This is a genomic window from Streptomyces yerevanensis (assembly GCF_000716805.1).
Lineage (GTDB): Bacteria > Actinomycetota > Actinomycetes > Streptomycetales > Streptomycetaceae > Streptomyces > Streptomyces flaveus.
The window spans coordinates 137,548-157,692 of sequence record NZ_JNWJ01000027.1 but is presented as its reverse complement, the minus strand read 5'-3'; the positions used below and the strand labels follow the sequence as shown (position 1 = coordinate 157,692).

General features: G+C 69.9%; 18 protein-coding genes. 8 read left to right on the top strand and 10 right to left on the bottom strand.

Annotation, left to right across the window (positions count from 1 at the left end):
• Positions 1-46 precede the first annotated feature (46 nt).
• Positions 47-958: a helix-turn-helix domain-containing protein gene (locus tag OP79_RS27200; protein ID WP_033323714.1), complete on the bottom strand. Its 912-nt coding sequence runs from the start codon at positions 956-958 to the stop codon at positions 47-49.
• 185 nt (positions 959-1,143) lie between these two features.
• Here OP79_RS27200 and OP79_RS27195 point away from each other — a divergent pair, with 185 nt between their 5' ends.
• Together OP79_RS27195 and OP79_RS56465 are read left to right on the top strand one after the other, a co-directional pair.
• Complete coding sequence (locus OP79_RS27195) at positions 1,144-2,184, top strand: NAD(P)-dependent alcohol dehydrogenase (RefSeq protein WP_033323712.1); 1,041 nt, start codon at positions 1,144-1,146, stop codon at positions 2,182-2,184.
• Positions 2,185-2,381: 197 nt separating this feature from the next.
• Positions 2,382-4,397, top strand: coding sequence for a serine/threonine-protein kinase (locus OP79_RS56465; protein WP_051744954.1), 2,016 nt, complete (start codon positions 2,382-2,384; stop codon positions 4,395-4,397).
• A gap of 117 nt (positions 4,398-4,514) precedes the next feature.
• Here OP79_RS56465 and OP79_RS27185 read toward each other — a convergent pair whose 3' ends face one another.
• Entirely contained in the window at positions 4,515-5,273 is a 759-nt protein-coding gene (locus OP79_RS27185) for a DUF899 family protein (protein WP_051744953.1), read from the bottom strand.
• 211 nt (positions 5,274-5,484) lie between these two features.
• Positions 5,485-6,147 carry a DUF4389 domain-containing protein gene (locus tag OP79_RS27180; RefSeq protein ID WP_033323709.1) on the bottom strand — a complete coding sequence of 221 codons (663 nt, stop codon included), beginning with the start codon at positions 6,145-6,147 and terminating at the stop codon, positions 5,485-5,487.
• A gap of 383 nt (positions 6,148-6,530) precedes the next feature.
• On the opposite strand from OP79_RS27180, the gene msrA reads away from it, so the two are divergent.
• Positions 6,531-7,043: a peptide-methionine (S)-S-oxide reductase MsrA gene (msrA, locus tag OP79_RS27175; RefSeq protein WP_033323708.1), complete on the top strand. Its 513-nt coding sequence runs from the start codon at positions 6,531-6,533 to the stop codon at positions 7,041-7,043.
• Positions 7,044-7,256: 213 nt separating this feature from the next.
• Positions 7,257-9,395 (top strand): zinc ribbon domain-containing protein, encoded by a 2,139-nt coding sequence (locus OP79_RS27170; RefSeq protein WP_245685464.1) that lies wholly within the window; start codon positions 7,257-7,259, stop codon positions 9,393-9,395.
• 149 nt (positions 9,396-9,544) lie between these two features.
• Here the strand turns inward: OP79_RS27170 and OP79_RS27165 are convergent, their stop codons facing one another.
• The 4 genes from OP79_RS27165 to OP79_RS27150 all read right to left on the bottom strand — a co-directional run bounded on the left by OP79_RS27165 (position 9,545) and on the right by OP79_RS27150 (position 13,851).
• Positions 9,545-10,549 (bottom strand): MerR family transcriptional regulator, encoded by a 1,005-nt coding sequence (locus OP79_RS27165; protein WP_033323707.1) that lies wholly within the window; start codon positions 10,547-10,549, stop codon positions 9,545-9,547.
• A gap of 4 nt (positions 10,550-10,553) precedes the next feature.
• Complete coding sequence (locus OP79_RS27160; protein WP_033323705.1) at positions 10,554-11,225, bottom strand: HEAT repeat domain-containing protein; 672 nt, start codon at positions 11,223-11,225, stop codon at positions 10,554-10,556.
• A gap of 255 nt (positions 11,226-11,480) precedes the next feature.
• On the bottom strand, positions 11,481-12,596 hold the full coding sequence (locus OP79_RS27155) for an AI-2E family transporter (protein WP_033323704.1): 1,116 nt from the start codon (positions 12,594-12,596) through the stop codon (positions 11,481-11,483).
• A gap of 133 nt (positions 12,597-12,729) precedes the next feature.
• Positions 12,730-13,851: a hypothetical protein gene (locus OP79_RS27150; RefSeq protein ID WP_033323703.1), complete on the bottom strand. Its 1,122-nt coding sequence runs from the start codon at positions 13,849-13,851 to the stop codon at positions 12,730-12,732.
• A gap of 141 nt (positions 13,852-13,992) precedes the next feature.
• Between OP79_RS27150 and OP79_RS27145 the strand changes: the two genes are divergently transcribed.
• The gene (locus OP79_RS27145) at positions 13,993-15,147 is read left to right on the top strand and encodes a cystathionine gamma-synthase (RefSeq protein WP_033323702.1); all 1,155 of its coding nucleotides are present in this window, start codon (positions 13,993-13,995) and stop codon (positions 15,145-15,147) included.
• Between the two features lie 21 nt (positions 15,148-15,168).
• On the opposite strand, the gene OP79_RS27140 is transcribed toward OP79_RS27145, so the two are convergent.
• From OP79_RS27140 to OP79_RS27130, 3 genes are all read right to left on the bottom strand, one after another.
• The gene (locus tag OP79_RS27140; protein ID WP_033323700.1) at positions 15,169-15,420 is read right to left on the bottom strand and encodes a hypothetical protein; all 252 of its coding nucleotides are present in this window, start codon (positions 15,418-15,420) and stop codon (positions 15,169-15,171) included.
• Positions 15,417-15,926 (bottom strand): sigma factor-like helix-turn-helix DNA-binding protein, encoded by a 510-nt coding sequence (locus tag OP79_RS27135; protein ID WP_033323698.1) that lies wholly within the window; start codon positions 15,924-15,926, stop codon positions 15,417-15,419. Before OP79_RS27135 ends, OP79_RS27140 begins: the two co-directional genes overlap by 4 nt.
• A 131-nt stretch (positions 15,927-16,057) precedes the next feature.
• Positions 16,058-16,570: a MarR family winged helix-turn-helix transcriptional regulator gene (locus tag OP79_RS27130; protein ID WP_211270871.1), complete on the bottom strand. Its 513-nt coding sequence runs from the start codon at positions 16,568-16,570 to the stop codon at positions 16,058-16,060.
• A gap of 163 nt (positions 16,571-16,733) precedes the next feature.
• On the opposite strand from OP79_RS27130, the gene ilvA reads away from it, so the two are divergent.
• The 3 genes from ilvA (at position 16,734) to OP79_RS27115 (ending at position 20,092) form a co-directional block, all read left to right on the top strand.
• Positions 16,734-17,963 (top strand): threonine ammonia-lyase, encoded by a 1,230-nt coding sequence (gene ilvA / locus OP79_RS27125; protein WP_033323814.1) that lies wholly within the window; start codon positions 16,734-16,736, stop codon positions 17,961-17,963.
• A gap of 225 nt (positions 17,964-18,188) precedes the next feature.
• The gene (locus OP79_RS27120; RefSeq protein ID WP_051744952.1) at positions 18,189-19,250 is read left to right on the top strand and encodes an ATP-binding cassette domain-containing protein; all 1,062 of its coding nucleotides are present in this window, start codon (positions 18,189-18,191) and stop codon (positions 19,248-19,250) included.
• Positions 19,247-20,092, top strand: a complete 846-nt coding sequence (locus OP79_RS27115; RefSeq protein ID WP_033323697.1) for an ABC transporter permease — start codon at positions 19,247-19,249, stop codon at positions 20,090-20,092. Before OP79_RS27120 ends, OP79_RS27115 begins: the two co-directional genes overlap by 4 nt.
• The last annotated feature ends 53 nt before the right edge of the window (positions 20,093-20,145 follow it).

Genomic DNA, 20,145 nt, shown 5'->3' with positions numbered 1-20,145 from the left:
ACTTCTGCGGCTTCAGAGCGGCTTCAGCGGCTTTCGCGGCGGGGTGCTACGCCCGGGGAGCGGACCTGCCGGCGTGGGTGGCATCCGTGCCCCAACTGGCCAGCAGACGCAGGGCCTCGGCCGACGGGGAGCCCGGTTCGGCGTGGTAGGTGATCAGCGACTGCTCGGCGTCGTCGACCATGCTGAACGTCTCGAAGGACAACGCCAGCTCGCCGACCAGCGGATGCCTCAGGCGCTTGACGCCGTGGCTCTTCTCCTTGACGTCGTGCGTGGCCCACAGCCGCCGGAACTCCTTGCTCTTGACGGAGAGTTCACCCACCAGGGCGGACAGCCGCGGGTCCTCCGGATGACAGCCGGCGTCCATGCGCAGATAGCTGACCATGTCGGACTGCTTCTGGTCCCACTCCACGAACAGCTCGCGGTACGCGGGGTTCAGGAACACCAGCCGCGCCCAGTTCCGCTCCTGCGGCGGCAGCTCCGCCCAGTCGCCGAAGACCGCCGCGGCCATCCGGTTCCAGGCCAGGATGTCCGAGCGGCGCCCCACGATGTACGCCGGGACACCGTCGATCGAGTCCAGCAGCTGCCGCAGCGCGACCCGCACCTGCTGGGCCCGCGCGGCCGGCTTCTTCTTGTGCTGCTTCGGCTTCGCCAGGTGGGTGAGGTGTGAGTGCTCGGCACTGGTCAGGCGCAGGGCGCGCGCGATGGAGTCCAGCACCTCCGCCGAGACGTTCTGCCCGTTGCCCTGCTCCAGGCGCGTGTAGTACGCCACGGACACCCCGGCGAGCTGCGCCAGCTCCTCGCGGCGCAGTCCCGGCACCCGGCGGTGCCGCCCGAAGTCGGGCAGCCCCACGTCCTCCGGCTTCAGCCGGGCACGCCGGGTGCGCAGGAACTCGCTGAGCTCGGCGCGCCGGTCCAGGCCCGTGCCGGGCTCGTGTGCGGGATCGGGCTGTTCGTCCATGTGTCCAGTATTCACCGCAGATTCGCGGTCGTACGCACAGGAGCCTGACCCCGCCAGTGGTACGCACGGCGTGCGTACGCAGAACTGTGGTCTGGGTGAATGTTCAAAGGTCCGGCAGGCTGGACCCCGTGCCCGGACGGAAAGAAGGCAGCCGGGCACGAACCCTCGCTAGGAGAACCCCCGGCATGACCACTGTTGCCGCATACGCCGCACCCGCCGCCAAGGCTCCGCTGGAGCGCACCACCATCGAGCGCCGGCCGGTCGGCGAGTTCGACGTCCTGATCGACATCAAGTTCGCCGGCATCTGTCACTCCGACATCCACCAGGCCCAGGAGGGCTGGGGCGAGGCGATCTTCCCGATGGTCCCGGGCCACGAGATCGCGGGCATCGTCTCCGAGGTCGGCCCCGGCGTGACCAAGTACAAGGTCGGCGACCGCGTGGGCGTCGGCTGCTTCGTCGACTCCTGCCGTGAGTGCGACAACTGCAAGGCCGGTCAGGAGCAGTACTGCGTCACCGGCGGCGTCGCCACGTACAACGCCATCGGCAAGGACGGCGAGCCCACCTACGGCGGCTACTCGCAGAACATCGTCGTCGACGAGAACTACGTCCTCCGCATCCCCGACGGCCTCTCCCTCGACGTCGCCGCGCCCCTGCTCTGTGCCGGCATCACCCTCTACTCCCCGCTGAAGCGCTGGAACGCCGGCCCCGGCAAGAAGGTCGCGATCCTCGGCATGGGCGGCCTCGGCCACATGGGCGTGAAGATCGCGCACGCGCTGGGCGCCGAGGTGACGGTGCTGTCGCAGTCCCTGCGCAAGAAGGAGGACGGCCTGAAGCTGGGCGCCGACCACTACTACGCCACCAGCGACCCGAAGACCTTCCAGGAACTGCAGGGCAACTTCGACCTGATCGTCTCGACGGTCTCGGCCCCGCTGGACTTCAACGCCTACCTGACGCTGCTGAAGACGGAGGGTGCGCTGGTGAACGTGGGCGCTCCCGAGGAGCCGATCTCCCTCAACCTCTTCTCGGTGATCGGCGGCGGCAAGACCCTCGCCGGTTCCATGATCGGCGGCATCCCGGAGACCCAGGAGATGCTGGACTTCTGCGCCGCGCACGGCATCGGTTCCGAGATCGAGCTGATCGAGGCGGCCGAGGTCAACACCGCGTACGAGCGCGTGCAGAGCAGCGATGTGCGGTACCGGTTCGTGATCGACACCGCGACGATCTGAGTCGTCGTACGGCTGGAGGCGGCCGACCAGGGTTCACCCGCGTCGGCCGCCTCCAGCCAACCCATGCAGTAACCCGCGATCAGCAACCCGAAGCCAGGTAGCGTCTGTTCTCGTCAAACGGAAGCTCATAGGCAGCCGACTCGTGACCTTCGTGGCGCAGAGTGGGGTGGAGCGCCGACCGAGGGGAGAACAGCCAGATGACGAAGCCGGCGACGGGCGACTTCGGTGCCGGCCCCGTTGGAATCGGCGACAGAGTCGGGCCGTACCGGCTGCTCAGAAACCTCGGCGCCGGCGGCATGGGCCGGGTCTGCCTGGCGCGCTCGGAGGGCGGGCGTACGGTCGCGGTCAAGCTCATCAAGCCGGAGCTGGCCGCCGAACCACAGTTCCGCGAGCGCTTCCGGCTGGAAGTGGCGGCGGCGCGCAGGGTGAGCGACCGCTGGACCGCGCCGGTCCTCGACGCGGACACCGAGGCCGAAACGCCGTGGGTGGCCACCGGCTACATAGCGGGGCCCTCGCTCGAACACATCGTCTCGCCCCGCGGGCACGGCCCGCTGCCCGCCCTGTCCGTACGCACCCTCGCCTACGGACTCGCCTCCGCCCTGCTGGACATTCACGGGGCCGGGCTGGTCCACCGCGACCTCAAGCCCTCCAACATCCTGATCACCATCGACGGCCCCCGGGTCATCGACTTCGGCATCGCGCGGGCGGTGGACGCGGTGCCCGGCTCGACCCTGACCAGCTCGGGCATGCTGGTCGGCTCGCCCAGCTTCATGTCGCCCGAGCAGATCAGGGACGAGCCGGTGGGCCCGGCCGCCGACGTCTTCTGCATGGCCGCGGTGCTGGCGTACGCGGCGACCGGGCAGACCCCGTTCGGCGGTGGCGGCTCCGGCGGCGTACACGCCGTGATGTTCCGCATCGCACAGGAGGAGCCGGACCTGACGGGGATCGAGGAGCCGCTGCGGGGACTGATCGCGGACTGCCTCGCCAAGGAGCCGACGGCCAGGCCGACTCCCCAGGAGGTGGCCGCACGGGTGCAGCCGGAGGCGACCGGTGGCTCGTCACCGCCGTGGCTGCCCGCCCAGATCATCGCCGAACTGGGGCGCAGCGCCGTGCAGTTGCTCGATACGGATACACCGGCGCGGGCCGGCACTCCGACAACGCCGACAACGTCGGCACCGGGCGTCTCCACGCCGTCGTCCGCACCGGCCGCCTCCGCACAGTCGCCCGCCGCTTTCCCCGTGACCTGGGAGGAACCTCCCGCGTCGGACCAGCCGGGGCAGTCGGAACGGTCGGAGTGGGGGACGCAGGTCCTGCCGAAGCCGGACCTCAGGCCTGGGCACGCGGAGCCGACTCCGTCGCCGCGCCCTCGTCGCACAGGCGCGGGCTGGGGTCGGCGGGCCGCGATCGCGCTGGGGGTCGTCGCCGTAGTGGCAGGAGCCGCGTTCGCCGCGTCGGCCGCCGGTCTGCCACTGCCGTACGGGGGCTCGGACTCGGACTCCGGCTCCGGTGACACGGGCGGCCCGGCATCCGATGTGCCCAAGGAGTTCGTGGGCATCTGGGCGGGCGAGGTCGAGCGGGACGGGAAGCCCACCGGTCAGTACCGCCGGTTCGCCGTCTCACCGGGGCAGTTGGGCGAGATCGTCGCCACCAGCATCAGCCTCGGCAAGGACTACGAGTGCAAGAGCGACGGCAAACTCACCGCCAAGCCGTCCGGTGGCAGTGCCGACAGCGATACGTCACTGCGGCTGGACACCAAGGTCGTCAGCAGCGTCCCCGAGGGCACCTGCTCGGCCCTCGGCGAGCATGTCCTCTCCCGGACCGCCGGTGACTCGCTCCGCTGGGAAGCGGCGGGGCGTACCGCCGAACTGCACAGGATCGAGGGACCGGAGAAGCTCCCCGCAGGGCTGCTCGGCACCTGGCAGCGGACCCTGGACGGCGGTGGCACGCAGCGGATGACCATCGAGCAGAAGCCGGTGGGCAGCCCGGCCGCCGCGCTGGTCTCGGACGGCACCGGCAACCACTGCGAGGCCGGCATGAACCTGGTCGCCACAGGGGAGGCGGACAGTCCGATACGGTTCGCCCCGCCCGAGGCCGACCGGGCGAACTCCTCCGGCTCCTGCCGCTTCGGCGGCTCCTCCACGGTGCGCCGCGAGGGCGACACACTCGTACGCGTGCTGTCCGATGGCGAGCGGCTCACTTATACGCGGGGGTGAGTCCCGGTCGGGCAGGGACCCCTCCGGTCCTCCCGCTTTCCAGGAGCGCGGTGGGCACACGTGCTGTGCCCACCGCGGTCTTCGGACGGTGGTTCCGCCGTGGCTGCCGGGCCGGGCTCAGCCGCAGCAGCCCGAGCTGCCTGTGCCGGATTGTCCGCCGTGGAGGTCGTCGTCGTACCCGGCGGCGATCCGAGCCCATTGCGCGGTCGGCCGTCCGTCCTTGCGGAACTGCTGGCCGCGGGTCTCATACGGCTGCGGCCAGCCCGGCGGGGAGTCCTCCCAGGTCTCCTGCCGTCCGTGGACGGTCATGTCGAGGATGCCGTAGGAGGGCGCCATGGGCTCGACGCCGCGGCTGGTGGTCCAGTACGTCTCGTAGACGTGGTCCCCGTCGCGGAGGTAGCACGCCTTCATGCCGAAGTGGCGGCCGGCGACGAGCCGTTCGTGCGACTCGGCGGGCACGGAGTACCAGGGCATCTCCCAACCCATGAAGCGGCGGTAGCGGTCCGACTCCGCGTAGGGGCCCTGGCAGAAGGCGGCGAAGGTGACGTCCCGCTGGTGCAGATAGGACAGTTCACGGACCTGGCCGGTGAAGAAGGTGCAGCCCACGCACTGGTCGGCGGCGGGGCGGCCGTCGTGCCACATGTGATACGACGCGAACAGTTGCGTACGGCCCTCGAAGACGTCGATCAGGGGGACTTTTCCGTTGCCTCCGACGAGCGGAGTCGACGGGTCGACCTCGGTCATGGGCAGGCGTCGCCGTGCGGCGGCGATCGCATCGCCCTCCCGGGTGTGCGCCTTCTCCCGGGCACGCAGGGTGTCGTTTGCGGCCAGCCACTCCGTGCGGGAGACGACCGGCGGCTTGCTCATAGCAGTCATGCCCATACTGACCCCGCAGCCGACAGAAACTCATCGGCGGAGACCCGAGGCGGGCGGGCCAAGCGTCCACAGCCAGTCCACGACCCGCCCAGAAGTGCGCCGACCGGCACCGCGGCGAAAACGTCCGGCGGAACCACCAGAGTCACCGACCCGCCGCCCGGAGCGGAACTCGCGCACCCACCGCCGCACGATCAGCATGGGGATTGCCTGGTCAGTCAGGCTGCGTCGCCGGTACCGCCTCCCGCCCTCCCATGTCGAGCCGGAACGGCGGGTACTGGTCGGTCATCAATGCGGCATAGGCGGTGACCCTGGCGACCCAGCGGGCCAGACCGAGCAGGAAGTCGAAGAGGTGCCCCGGATAACGGTCCCTGACCGCCAGAATGATCACGGCGACCAGCGACAGAAAGGGAATCAGGCCGCTGTAACGCCAGCCGTCATCACTGCCCCAGCCGCCGACGAGAATCCCGACGACGATGTACTGCGGAATCGCCAGCAGCCACCACTTCACCAGGACGAGACCGCGGGAGAGGCGCTCGGGATAGACGACGTCGAAGTGCGCCGGATAATCCGTCACGTCGGCGAGGGTGAACGGTGGGTACCGGTCGGTGCCGAGCGCCGTATGGGCGTAATAACTGACACGCCAGTTCCAGCGCATTACGCCGACATTGAAGTCGAAGAGGGCCCGCGGATACCGGCCGGTGATGAGGATGGCGAAGAACGCGACGACGGTCACCAGCGCGAAGGCGATCCACAGGAAGAACAGCACGATGTAGTGCGGAATGGCGAGAAGCCATTTCACCAGCCACATCCATCGGGACAGTCGAGGATCGAGAGACGCCTCGATACGCACGGCTGAAGCGGTGGCGGGAATCATGGGGGCACAGCTCCTTTCGAGCGTCCTGTCCGGCAGGCGCCCCGGCAGAGGTGATCGCCGATCATGAACTCAGGCTCGCATGTGGGGAGGAAGGTCGCGACTTGTCACTATTTTTCGCGTGGGACAAGTCTGTTCGTACGGGGCTGTCCCGCCTGCCCGCACTCCTGAGATACGTGACGTCCCGGATGACAAGCTGGATGTCGGCGGTGCTGTGGAGACGCAGGACTCGGACATGACGTAGATGGGGTGGGCAACCGCGGCCGGTCGGACGGGCACGGAATCACCTGGAACCCTCGCGCGTTGAGGAGGGTGGGCATGGGATGCCGGTGGTGTGCGAGCCGAGTAGCCCGAGTGACCGAACTGGCAGATATGGGAGGGTCGCAATGGCTGCGCAGACGCAGAGGGCCGTGCTGGCGGGCGGATGCTTCTGGGGGATGGAAGAGCTGATCCGCCGACTTCCGGGGGTGACGGCGACCCGGGTGGGATACACCGGGGGTGACGTGCCGAACGCGACGTACCGTAACCACGGCACGCACGCGGAGGCCATTGAGATCCTTTTCGACCCCGCGAAGACCGACTTCCGCGCGATCCTGGAGTTCTTCTTCCAGATCCACGACCCGAGCACAAAGAACCGCCAGGGCAACGACATCGGCCTCAGCTACCGCTCGGCGATCTACTACGTGGATGACGAGCAGAAGCGGATCGCCGAGGACACGATCGCGGATGTGGACGCCTCTGGGTTGTGGCCGGGCAAGGTCGTCACTGAGGTAGAGCCGGTGGGTCCCTTCTGGGAGGCCGAGCCCGAGCATCAGGACTACCTGCAGCGTTACCCGGACGGCTACACCTGCCACTTCCCGCGCCCGGGGTGGCGGCTGCCCGCCCGCGCTGAGGGCTGACCGCAGGGCGGCCCGGCGGACGGCGGAGGCTGATTGGCGGAGGCTCACGTGTTTCCTTTGGCATCCGTAGCGATACATCGTCCCTCGGTGTTGTGCCGTGTGTCCGGTACCGGCCTCGGCGTCGCATGTGGGTGCGCGGATCGAATGCGTGACCTTTTCGCGGGAGTGTCGTTGATCGGATGACAGCACCACGGGCAGGAAAGGGGAGTGCCGGTGAGCCGGAAGCTGCCGCTCGGCGAGGGTGAAACGGCCCGGACCGCCTGTGCCCGTGGACTGCTGCGTGCGGGCGTGGTGGAGAAGACGGGCGAGATGCTGTCGGCCACTGTGCTCGCGCAGCGGGTCGGCTGGGCCGCCGATCTGGTCTCCGGCATGGCCGCCGAACTGCTGGCCGGGCACTGGAACGCCACCGATGTGGACAGACTGGCCTCCGGTGAGGACGCGGGCGGGCAAAAGCTGCCGTCGAACGCGTGGATGGCGCTGCGTCGGCTGGGCTGGACGGCCGCCCCGGCCGGGGGCGTGAGGGTCAACGACCGGATCGTGCGCATGGCCCAGGAACAGGCCGGACGCACGCTGCGGTCGGCGAAATGGCGGGCCGACCTCACCGCCGGAGTCCGCACGACGTGGCCCGCCGAACCGGGCAAGCGCACTCCTGAGGAGTGGGATGCGGTCCGGGAGGCGATCCCTGACGGCGAGCACCTCCCGTCGAGTGTGATCCGTTCCCGCACCCGGCAGATCACCGCCTTCGCTGCGGAGAACGGCCGTCTGCCGGCCGATGTGTTCGAGCTGGAGGCTCCGCCCGGGGCGGCGCGGATGCTGCTGCTGTCGGCGTGTGATGGGCAGCAGGCCACCCTCGAACGCGGCGAGGACGATCCGCAACGCGCGCTGCTGCGCCTGCAGCTGCCCACCCGGCCCGACCCGCGCACTTACCGGGACTGGACCTGGGTGGCCTGCCCGATCACGCTGCCGCCCACCATCCCGCCCGGCGCGGTGCTGCACCTGCCCACCCTGCGCCTTGTGGGCGGGAAGGTGCGCGCCGACCTGGCCTACACTCACGCCGTACCCAAGCCCCGTCGCATCGGCCACAGCGTGGCCCTCGGCGTGGACTGGGGCCTAAACACCTTGCTATCCGCAGGCCCGGCCCGGCTGCACGACGACGGGCACATCACCGCGCTCGGGCACGGCGCCCAGTTCCGGGCCGCCGGGACCCTCGCGAAGCAGCACCGGCTGCGGCGCCTGTCGGAGCACCTGCACTCCAAGGCCGACCACATCGAGCGGCTCATCGACGCCGACGAGCAGCATGAGCTGTCCGGCAGACACGAGGTGCTCCGGGACGAGATCCGCTTCGTGTCCGCCCGCAGGTCGAACCTCAACGACGCCCTGGCCTGGGCCGCCGCCCGCTGGACGGTGGACCAGGCCATCACCGCCCACGCCACGGTCATCTACCTGGAAGACCTGCGGTCGATGGAAGCGGGCGGCATGGGCCGCACCACGAATACGCGCCTGTCCCAGACGGTGCGCGGACAGATCGCCGACCGCATCCGGCACCTGGCCGCAGAAGTGGGTATCGCCGTGGTCACCGTCCCGCCCCGCAACACCTCCAAGCACTGCCCGCAGTGCCTCACCCCGCTGCGGCACCGCAAGGCCCCCGACCGCCCCACCGTGACGGGTTGGAAGTGGGCCGTCTGCCCCGACCGGGCCGGATGTGGCTGGCAGGGCGACCGCGACCACGGCGCCTGGCAGCGCATCGCCGCACGCGGCCTCACGCATCAGACCAAGACCGTCACCGACCGAGCCACCGGGCAGACGGCGATCCGCACGGTGGTGGACAAACTCGAAACCCAGGCGGTCATCACCGAGACCGCCGAGACCAGCCGGGCCGACCGGTCCAAGACCGGCCCCACCCGGCGCCGAGCCACACACCCCGCGCCCAGGCGACGCGGGGCACCCTCCCCCACCGGCCCTTCGGGTCCGGCGGGCCAGCGTCCGGAGGGACACGCACCAACGGGCCGGAGGACGCTGCCCCGCGCAGCCCACCGGCACCAGGGCGTGACGACGATCAGCACACCCTCTCCCGGACTCCGTCCGGGGGGACGCCCATCCGGCCGACACCGGCCACGAGGAGCGGCACTGGGCGCGGGCTTCCACCTGCACGCCCACGCCACCTCTCCACGATGGGCAGAACCCACGCAGACGCTATGTCTGACATGGGATCAAGCTGATCAGAGACGCTCCGCAAGCCGGGCCACGCTTGCCTCTGCGGGGCCGGGTGCCCCGCTGTGGGCGAAGGGACGGGCAGCGGTACACAGTCGGGGCAGGTCACCCAGTTCGGCGCCCGCCCCGCCGGGCCTGTGATGCCGTGTGACCCGTTCCGCCGGGCAGCGACGCCACGAAGCTGTGGCTGAGTGGCGCAGTTGGCGTTTCGGCGCCCGAATCGGCTCGGCCGAGCGTCCGGTCGGCCGAGCCGGACGGGGTGGGCGCTGCGGCACCCCAGGAGAGATCCGTCACCGTGCGTCGCGTAGCTGAAGAAGGTACGCCGCGGTCAGCGCAACGGCACGGTCCCCGTCATGCGACAGCTCCACGAGGGCACATGAAGCCGTGCTCCCCGGGATGTCCGCCAGCGCCTGGGTCAGCCGTACGCGTGCAGATGCTTCAGTGGTGTCGTGGGCGAGGCGGTCTACGAGCCTGGTGGCGATCTGATCCGCCGTCGCGGTGTCGCTCGCCAGCATGCTCAGTGCATCGGCTGCGTCGGTGTCGTTCCTTCCCTCCACGATCATGTGGACGAGTGCCGGGACCGCATCGGCGACTCCACGCGTCCCGAGCGTCACAGCCGCATGGCCGCGGACCACGACATCGGGGTTCGCGAGGGCGTCCCGCAGCCGGGCTGTGGCCTCATCACCGGGCATCTCGGCGAGGGACCGAACGGCACGTTCCCGCACCGCGGCCACCGGTGAGCCGAGGCCCTCCGCCAGGAGCGCCGTGCCGCCGTCGCCCGATCGCGCCAGCGCCCATCGTAGGGCTCCGGCGACGTTCGGCTCCGTCTCCCGAAGTACCGCCTCGACCAGGGCCTCCACCGGTACCGGAGCCTCGTCGACCGAGGAAAGGGCCGCGCGCTGGCGGGTGGCGGCGCTCTGCGACCCCAGCGCCTGGAGGAATGCGACGACCTGGAGGACGTCCTCCCAGCCGGCGGGGTCCGCGGCATCGATCCGGCGGAGCCGCGTGAGCAGCTCGGTCTCGGCCGCGATGCGGTCGCGTGTCTGACGGATGAGGTCGTCGACGAGCGCCGAGGGCGTGAAGCCGGGATCGTCGAGCGCGCGTCCGATCTCACGCAGCGACAGACCCAGCGATCGCAGGCTCTCGATGTGGAAGATCCGCCGGATGTCCTCGCCGGAGTACTCCCGATAGCCGGAGCCCGTACGACCCGAAGGCCGCATGAGGCCGAGCGACTCGTAATGCCTGAGCATGCGGGCACTGACCCCGGACCGTCGCGCCACCTCACCGATCAGCACGGTTCTATCGTCCGTCCTGAGGGGCCCCGGCGAGGGCCACCACGCGCTTGGCCTCCTCGATCGCCAGCTCGAATCCGGCGTCCGGGTCACGCAGCAGCCGTTGTGTGGCGAGCGCGTGCGCACGCACACGCGGGTCATCAGCCGTCGTCGCGGCACGCAGAACCGGCACGATCACTTCACCCAGCGCGACCAGCGCCTGGCTGAGACTCAGCTGCGTCTCCTGCTCACCGCGCCCGAGCTGCGTCGCCAGGACCGCGGCCAGGGCGGACTCCTCGCCTTCCGGCACGAGCACGACCGCGGCCCGCCAGGCGCTCCGCGCCACCTCGTCGTCGGCGTCGGACAACAGCGCCCGTGTGATCGCCGGCCACGCCTGCCGGTCCCCGATCTTGGACAGCGTGTGCAGCGCCTGGCTGCGTGCCTGCGCACGCTCCGAGCGGACTTCACGGACCAGCTCGGGGAGCGTCAGGGACACTGGGTGGCGGGTGAGCGCCCAGGTCAGCATGTCGCGGACGAAGAACTCGGGCTCGATCGCGCATCGTTCGATGAGCTTGTCGACGAAGCACGGGTCAGGCGCCGTACCGACCGCCAGAGCCGCCCGCAGTCGCACGGACGAACGGCTGTCCTCCAGGCCCCGGAGTGCTCGTATCGCATCCGTGTCCCCTCTCGTCATGGTCATCGGGACCACCTCCTTGGCAAGCAGTGAAGGCTTTGTCACCGTGTCAAGGTCAAAGGGTCACCGGGCGACTTTGCACCTTCGCCGGTCTTGAGGGCTCATCCGTGGGAGCCGCAGCGATGCCCGTCGGGCAGGAAGCTCCCCAGTTCGTCTCGAACGGGTCACCTGGCTTGACGCTCGTCCCGCCGTGTCTGTGCTGTCATGTGACCCGCCCTTGGGGCAACGGTTCGTCAGGCGTCGGGGGCCAATGGGCACCTGCTATGACGGGACGGCGGCGCCGGTGTCCGACTCCCCGGTCCCCGGTTCCCGTGACGGGGCGCTGAGCTGCTCGCGCACATAGTTCCAGACCACCGCGATCAGCGCGGCGATCGGTACGGCGAGCAGACTGCCCACGATGCCGGCCAGACTGCCGCCCAACGTCACCGCCAGCAGGATCACGGCCGCATGGAGGCCGAGCCCCCGACTCTGGATCATGGGCTGGAACACGTTGCCCTCCAGCTGCTGCACCACGACGATGATGGCCAGCACGATCAGCGCGTCCGTCAGGCCGTTGGAGACCAGCGCGATAAGCACCGCGACGAAACCGGCGAACAGGGCGCCGATGATCGGCACGAACGCGGAGACGAAGGTCAGCACCGCCAGCGGGAGCACCAGCGGTACCCCCAGAATCCACAGACCCAGGCCGATCAGGACGGCGTCGAGCAGGCCGACGGCCGCCTGCGAACGCACGAACGAGCTCAGGGTGTCCCAGCCGCGCGCGGCCACGGTCGGGACGTCGGTCGCGAGCCGACCGGGCAGCTGACGGGCGAGCCACGGCAGGAACCGCGGGCCGTCCTTGAGGAAGAAGAACATCAGGAAGAGTGCCAGGACGGCGGTGACCACGCCGTTGACCACGGTGCTCACTCCCGTGACGACCGTGCTGACCATGCTGCCGAGGGCGTCCTGGGCACGGGCGACCGCGGTGTCGGTGGCCTTGGTGATCTGGGCGTCCTCGATGTTCAACGGTGGCCCGGCGGCCCACTCGCGCAGTTCCTGGATGCCTTCGATCACGCCGTCGGTCAGCTCGCCGGACTGGGACGCCACCGGTACTGCGATCAACGCCACGACGCCCGCCGCGACCAGGAGGAACAGCACTGTCACGACCGACGCGGCGAGGGCGGGTTTCCACCCGTGACGACGGAGGAAACGAGTCAGGGGCCAAGTCAGTGTGGTCAGAAGCAGGCCGACTACGAGCGGCCATATGACCGACCACATCCGCCCCAAAAGCCACAAAGTCACCGCCAGCATCACAAATATCAGTAGCAACTCTCCGGAGACACGCGCCGATGTGCGGAGCGCGGCGCGGGTCCTCGTGGAACTCAACGTGGCAGTCACGTGGGCACCCTATTGCTTACTCAAGTCACACTGGTATCGCTGTTCGCGCTACTGTGCGGCAACTTGAGAGCGCGGGCGCTACTTGTCGCGTGGCAGAACGTACGGGGCCCGTCCGGAACTCCAACCGGGTCGTTCAGTGCGGCAGCGTCGCCGGGCTCCCTCCGTTCGCCTCGTATCCCGCGACCGCCAGCGCCCGGTACACCGCGTAGTCCGCCGCGGGGTCCGGCGTCAGCGTCCATGGCAGCGCCCCTACGTGGCCGTCGACGTGCACGAGCTGGCTCATCGCCTCGGCCCAGCGCTCGCCGCGTACCAGGAAGAACACCAGGAGATGGCGTACGTGGGCGAGCATCGGGTCGTCCGGGCGGGCCGCGTGCACCGCGAAGAGCGCGCCGTGGACCGCCTTCGTCACGACCTCGCTCTGGTAGAAGCCCTGGACGAGGTTGACCTCCGGCAGGTGCTCGAAGACCGCGAAGAGGGGCATCGCCGCGAGCAGCGACCCCTGCGGGGCGCGCGCCGCAGCGGCTTCCGCGAAGGTGTACGCCACCTCGCGCGAGCCGTGCCACTTCTCGCACCAGTAGTGCAGCGCCGCCAGATGCGCTCCCATGTGCGCGGGGGCGCGGTCCAGGATCTTCAGCCAGAGCTTCTCGAACTCCGCCTGTGAATACGCCAGTCCGCGTGCCACGGAGAGCTCGATGATGTACGGGATCGGGTCACCGGGGGAGAGCAGCGCCGCCTCGTCGCAGGCCGACTTCGCCTCCTCCATGATGATCCGGAACTCGTCCGTGCCCGGCGTCGACGTACGCCACGCCTGCTGCACCAGGAACTCCGCATGCACGGCCGCGCCGCCCGCGTCCTTGGGCTTCTCGGTCCGCCAGACCCGCAGCCACTGCCCGCCGGGGCTCTCGCTGACCCCGCCGGGGCGCTGGTGCAGCTCCAGCGACGCGGCGCCCGCGAAGGCCTGCACGCGCTGCCAGCGCAGCTCGCCGTCCGTCTCCGTGCCGGCGAGGAGCTGCGACGCTCCCCGGTAGTCCTGGCTGCGCTGCACCAGGTCCAGGACCTCCAGCAGATCCGGGTCGGGGCCGGGCATGCGGATGTCCAGCTCCTCCTGGCGCAGGAAGCCGTAGTTCGCCGGGTCGGCCGCATCCGGGTCGCCGGGAGCGACCTGCTGGATACCACCGGCACGCCTGCGCATCAAGATCGGCCCGAGGACGAAGCCCATCATGACCAGCGCCATCAGGACCCAGAGAATCTCCATGTCTCAAGCGAACCAGACGGGTCCGACAATTGGCCAACCTGGTCGGCAGTTCCTGTGGAAAACCGTCTCTCGCACCGCCGTCCCGGCACGTCACAGTCTCGGGCCGTCACGATCCGCGCAAGCGCATTACCCTCGGTGCCCATGAGCGACAGGCACATCAGCCAGCACTTCGAAACCGTGGCGATCCACGCGGGGAACACCGCGGATCCCCTCACCGGCGCGGTCGTCCCGCCGATCTACCAGGTCTCGACCTACAAGCAGGACGGCGTCGGCGGACTGCGCGGCGGCTACGAGTACAGCCGCAGCGCCAATCCGACCAGGACGGCCCTGGAGGAGAACCTCGCCGCCCTGGAGGGCGGTCGCCGCGGCCTCGCGTTCGCGTCCGGACTGGCGGCCGAGGACTGCCTGTTGCGTACGCTGCTCAGCCCCGGCGACCACGTGGTCATCCCCAATGACGCGTACGGCGGTACGTTCCGCCTCTTCGCGAAGGTCGTCTCCCGGTGGGGGGTGGAATGGTCGGTCGCCGACACCAGTGATCCCGCCGCCGTACGGGCCGCCCTCACCCCCAAGACCAAGATCGTCTGGGTGGAGACGCCGTCCAATCCGCTCCTCGGCATCACCGACATCGCGGCGGTCGCCCAGATCGCGCGCGAGGCGGGCGCCAGGCTGGTCGTCGACAACACCTTCGCCAGCCCCTACCTCCAGCAGCCGCTCGCGCTCGGCGCGGACCTCGTGGTGCACTCGCTGACCAAGTACATGGGCGGCCACTCGGACGTCGTGGGCGGCGCGCTCGTCGTGAACGACGAGGGGCTGGGCGAGGAACTGGCGTACCACCAGAACGCGATGGGCGCGGTCGCGGGACCCTTCGACTCCTGGCTGGTGCTGCGCGGCATCAAGACCCTCGCCGTACGGATGGACCGGCACAGCGAGAACGCCGCCAAGGTCGCCGAGATGCTCAGCAGGCACGCGCGCGTGACGCGTGTTCTGTACCCGGGCCTTGCGGAGCACCCCGGTCACGAGGTCGCCGCCAAGCAGATGAAGGCGTTCGGCGGCATGGTGTCCTTCCAGGTCGCGGGCGGGGAGGAGGCGGCTGTGGAGGTCTGCAACCGCGCCAAGGTGTTCACCCTGGGCGAGTCCCTGGGTGGCGTCGAGTCCCTGATCGAGCATCCCGGGCGCATGACGCACGCATCCGTGGTCGGCTCGGCACTCGAGGTGCCCGCCGATCTCGTACGCCTCTCCGTAGGCATCGAAAACGTCGACGACCTCCTCCAGGACCTCACCCAGGCCCTCGGCTGATCGCCTGCCGACCGATGAGGCCTACCAGCCGGTGAGCGGTGGAGTCGTCTCCGACGGCGGCTCCACCCACGGCTGGGCCACCGACGCCCACACCACGAAGGCCACGGCGGCCGCGAACAGCAGGAGCCACATCAGCCGCCGGGCCGCCCTCTGGCGGTGCAGCATGCGGCTGCCGCGCCGCACGACGTCCGCGTGCAGGTTGGGTGGCACGGGGGGCGGCGTACCCTCCAGGATGCGGCGGACGGCGTCCTCCCTGCGGTCCGTCGAACTCATGACGGCACCACCTTCGCCACCGCCGGAGGTGCCTCACGCGGCGGATGCAGCAGGTTCGCCATCGCGCGGGCACAGATCGCCCGTACGCGCTCCAGGGGCAGCCCCAGCAGCGCCGCCGTCTGCTCCTCGGCCACGCCCTCGAAAAGGCGCAGGACCAGGATCAGCCGCTCCTGGGGACTGAGACGGTGCAGTACGCCGCCGGTGTTCGGGCGGCCACGAGGGTGCGCCCAACTCAGGGCGCCGTACTGATGCCAGGCCCCGCGCGCGAAGCGCACCGCCAGCTGTTGCCGGGTGCGGTCGTACGGGTCCTCGCCGCGCAGCCGGTCCCAGGAGGCGTACGTATGGGCCAGGGACGCCGTGAGCAGGCGCCGCGCGCGCGGGTTGTCGTCTGGCGACTCCGCCGTGAGGAGTGTGGCCGCATGCAGCAGCCGCCCTGCCGCGCCCGCGACGAACGCCTCGAACTCCCGGGCCCGGCGGGCGTCTTGGGACGCCTGCCGTTCTCGCACCGCGCCTCCCGACTCTGGGAAACCGGGCCCCTGGGGCGTACCACGAGGAAAATCGAGTACTACAGGGACCCGATCTCATCTGAGGCCAGGCACGGCCCCCTGGTCAAGAGGCCGACACGATGCGGGGGCGGTCAGGACGGCGAGGACGCCTCTACGGAGGCCCCTTCCACCGACGCCGCGGCCATCCGCGTGGACAGCGCGCCGTTGAAACGCGTGAGGAGCGTGCAGAACGCCTCCCGCTCCTCCGGAGTCCAGTCCTCGGTGAGTTCGGCCATCAACTGCCGCCGGGAGGAGCGGACTTCCTCCAGGCGGGAGAGCCCGCGCGGCGACAGCTGGAGCACCACGGCGCGCCCGTCCTCCGGGTGCGAGGTGCGCTTGACGAGCCCGGTGTCCACGAGCGGCGCGACCTGACGGGTGACCGTCGACGAGTCGATGCCCATGCTCGCGGCGAGCGCCTTGACGCCCATCGGGCCCTCCTTGTCGAGGCGGTTGAGCAGCAGATACGCGGCACGGTCCATGGAGTTGCGGACCTGCCCGACCCCGCCGAGCCGGGTCTGTTCTGCACGGCGGGCGAACACTGCCACCTCGTGCTGGAGCGATTCGAGAAGACCGGTGTCACCGACGGTCGTCATGTCCATCGACATTTCTGGTGTTGTGGGCATGGCCGGGGGCTCTATTCATGCGTGGGGCTGGGTTGGGGGACAGAGTACGCGGACGGGGGGCGGGCCGTACCGGCGCTGCGCAAACCTGTACGGGACCTTGATTCACCGCCCGTGGGGCGGGGCGTGAGCTGCGAGACTGGTGGTCATGAGCTACAGCACAGCTGACTCCTTTCCGACGGTGACCCTCGACGATGTGCGCGGCGCCCAGAAAATGCTCGCGGGCGTGGCGCGGGTGACCGCCATGGAGGGCAGCAGGCATCTGTCCGGTTTGGTGGGCGCGCCCGTGCACTTCAAGTGCGAGAACCTCCAGCGGACGGGTTCGTTCAAGCTGCGCGGCGCGTATGTGCGGATCGCCGGGCTGCTTCCCGAGGAGCGCGCCGCGGGTGTCGTCGCGGCGAGCGCCGGCAACCACGCCCAGGGCGTCGCCCTGGCCTCTTCCCTGCTCGGAGTGCGTTCCACGGTGTTCATGCCGACCGGCGCCCCGCTGCCGAAGGTCGCCGCGACGCGCCACTACGGTGCCGAGGTGCGACTGCACGGCACGGTGGTGGACGAGACGCTGGCCGCCGCCCAGGAGCACGCGGCCGAAACGGGCGCCGTGTTCATCCACCCCTTCGACCACCCCGACATCATCGCGGGCCAGGGCACGGTCGGCCTGGAGATCCTGGAGCAGTGCCCCGAGGTACGCACGATCGTCGTCGGGATCGGCGGCGGCGGTCTCGCCGCGGGCATCGCGATCGCCGTGAAGTCGTTGCGGCCCGATGTACGGATCGTGGGAGTGCAGGCGGCGGGCGCGGCGGCGTACCCGCCCTCGCTGGCGGCGGGGCGCCCGGTGTCCATCGAGAACCCGGCGACGATGGCCGACGGCATCAAGGTGGGGCGGCCCGGCGACGTGCCGTTCCGGATCGTCGGCGACCTGGTGGACGAGGTCCGTACGGTCTCCGAGGACGCCCTGTCCAGCGCGCTGCTGCTGTGCCTGGAGCGGGCCAAGCTGGTCGTCGAGCCGGCCGGCGCGAGCCCCGTCGCGGCGCTGCTGAGCACGCCCGAGGAGTTCGAAGGGCCGGTCGTGGCGGTGCTTTCCGGCGGAAACGTGGACCCGCTGCTGATGCAGCGCATCCTTCGGCACGGCATGGCCGCGGGCGGCCGCTACCTCCAGGTACGGCTGCGGCTGACGGACCGCCCCGGCGCCCTGGCCACGCTCCTCGGGGTGTTGTCAGTGGTGGACGCTAACGTCCTCGATGTGAGCCACGTACGGACCGATCCGCGGCTCGGGCTCACAGAGGCGGAGGTGGAGCTGCACCTGGAGACGAAGGGCCCGGAGCACTGCGCCGAGGTGCGGCAGGCGCTGCGCGAGGCCGGTTACACGGTCATCGACTGACGCCTGGCAGTCCGTCAGGTCGGGACTGCGACAGGTCGCAAGTGCCTCAGGCCGGCAGCCCGTCAGGCCGGCGGCCGAGGTCAGGGACCGGCTTATCCACAACCTGGAAAAATCCGTTGAGAGACGCGATACATCGCGTTATGGTGTGTCTCTCGCCACTCATGGCGGGACCAAGCGCGCAAACCCAGTATTTCCGAAGAAACCCCAACGACGTGGAGAACTCACATGCCAGGCGCCATCTACGCCGAAGGCCTCGTGAAGACCTTCGGTGACGTAAGGGCTCTGGACGGCGTCGATTTCGATGTCCCGGAGGGCACCGTGCTGGGCCTGCTCGGGCCGAACGGCGCGGGCAAGACCACCGCGGTCCGCTGCCTGACCACACTGCTGCGCCCCGACCGGGGCAAGGCGATCGTCGCAGGCATCGACGTGCTCAAGAACCCCAACGAAGTGCGGCGCTCGATCGGCCTGTCCGGCCAGTTCGCCGCGGTCGACGAGTATCTGACCGGCCGCGAGAACCTCCAGATGGTCGGCCGGCTTTACCAGATGAAGGCGAAGGACGCGAAGGTGCGGGCGGGCGAGCTGCTCGAGCAGTTCAACCTCGCCGACGCCGCCGACCGCCCCGCCAAGACGTACTCCGGCGGCATGCGCCGCCGGCTCGACCTCGCGGCGGCGCTCGTCGTCTCGCCGCCGGTCATGTTCATGGACGAGCCGACGACCGGCCTCGACCCGCGCAACCGCCAGCAGCTGTGGGAGGTCATCAAACGGCTGGTCTCCGGCGGTACGACCCTGCTGCTGACCACGCAGTACCTCGAAGAGGCCGACCACCTCGCCCACGACATCTGCGTCGTCGACCACGGCCGCGTCATCGCCCGCGGCACTTCCGACCAGCTCAAGGCCCGGACCGGCGGCGAGCGCGTAGAGGTCGTCGTCCACGAGCGCGAGCACATAGCCACCGCGTCCGAGGTGCTGCGGGGCTTCGGCAAGGGTGAGACGACCGTCGAGGAGCACACGCGCAAGCTGACCATGCCCGTCACCGGCGGCGCGAAGCTCCTCGCGGAGGTCATCCGCGAGCTGGACACCCGCGGTATCGAGATCGACGACATCGGTCTGCGCCGCCCCACCCTCGACGACGTCTTCATCTCCCTGACGGGACACCTCGCCGAGGCCGAGAACGAGGAGAACGGCGGGGTGCAGGACGCGAAGGGCCGCAAGGCCAAGGCGAAGCAGGAGCCGGTGCAGGACAAGGACCCGGTGCAGGACAAGGCCAAGAAGGAGGCCGCCTCATGAGCGTCGTCAGCGACACCGTGCGCGTCGCGCAGCCGGGGAGTGCCATCGGCCAGTCCGTGCGAGACTCCCTGGTCGTTGCCCAGCGCAACCTCATTCGCATGAGCCGCATCCCCGAGATGGTGATCTTCGGGCTCATCCAGCCAATCATGTTCGTGGTGCTGTTCAGTTACGTGTTCGGCGGCTCCATGACCATCGCGGGATCCAACAACCCGGACAGGTACCGCGAGTTCCTGATGGCCGGCATCTTCGCGCAGACCGTCACCTTCGCCACCGCAGGCGCCGGAGCGGGCATCGCCGACGACATGCACAAGGGGCTCATAGACCGCTTCCGCTCCCTGCCCATGGCGCGCGGAGCCGTCCTGACCGGCCGCACGCTCGCCGACCTGGTACAGACGGCGCTCACGCTCCTCGTGCTGGCCGTCGTCGCCCTGCTGGTCGGCTGGCGCACTCACACCAGCTTCGGCGAGGTGCTCGGAGCCTTCGGACTGCTGCTTCTGGCCGGGTACGCGTTCACCTGGATCGGCGCGCTGATAGGCCTCTCCGTGCGGACGCCGGAGGCGGCCACCTCCGGCGGGCTGATCTGGCTCTTCCCGGTCACGTTCGTCTCGAACGCGTTCGTGGACACCGGCCAGATGACGCCCTGGCTGCGTCATGTCGCCGACTGGAACCCGTTCAGCGCCACGGTGCAGGCCTGCCGCGAGCTGTTCGGCAACCCAGGAGTCTCGCAGTCGGACGCCTGGCCCATGCAGCACCCGGTCTGGGCCTCGCTGATCTACTCGATCGCGATCATCGTCATATTCCGGACGCTGGCGGTGCGCAAGTACCGCTCGGCGACGGCGTGACGCACGAGGAAGCCCCCGGCCATGAAGAGACCCCCGGCGCGAGGGAAGCCTCG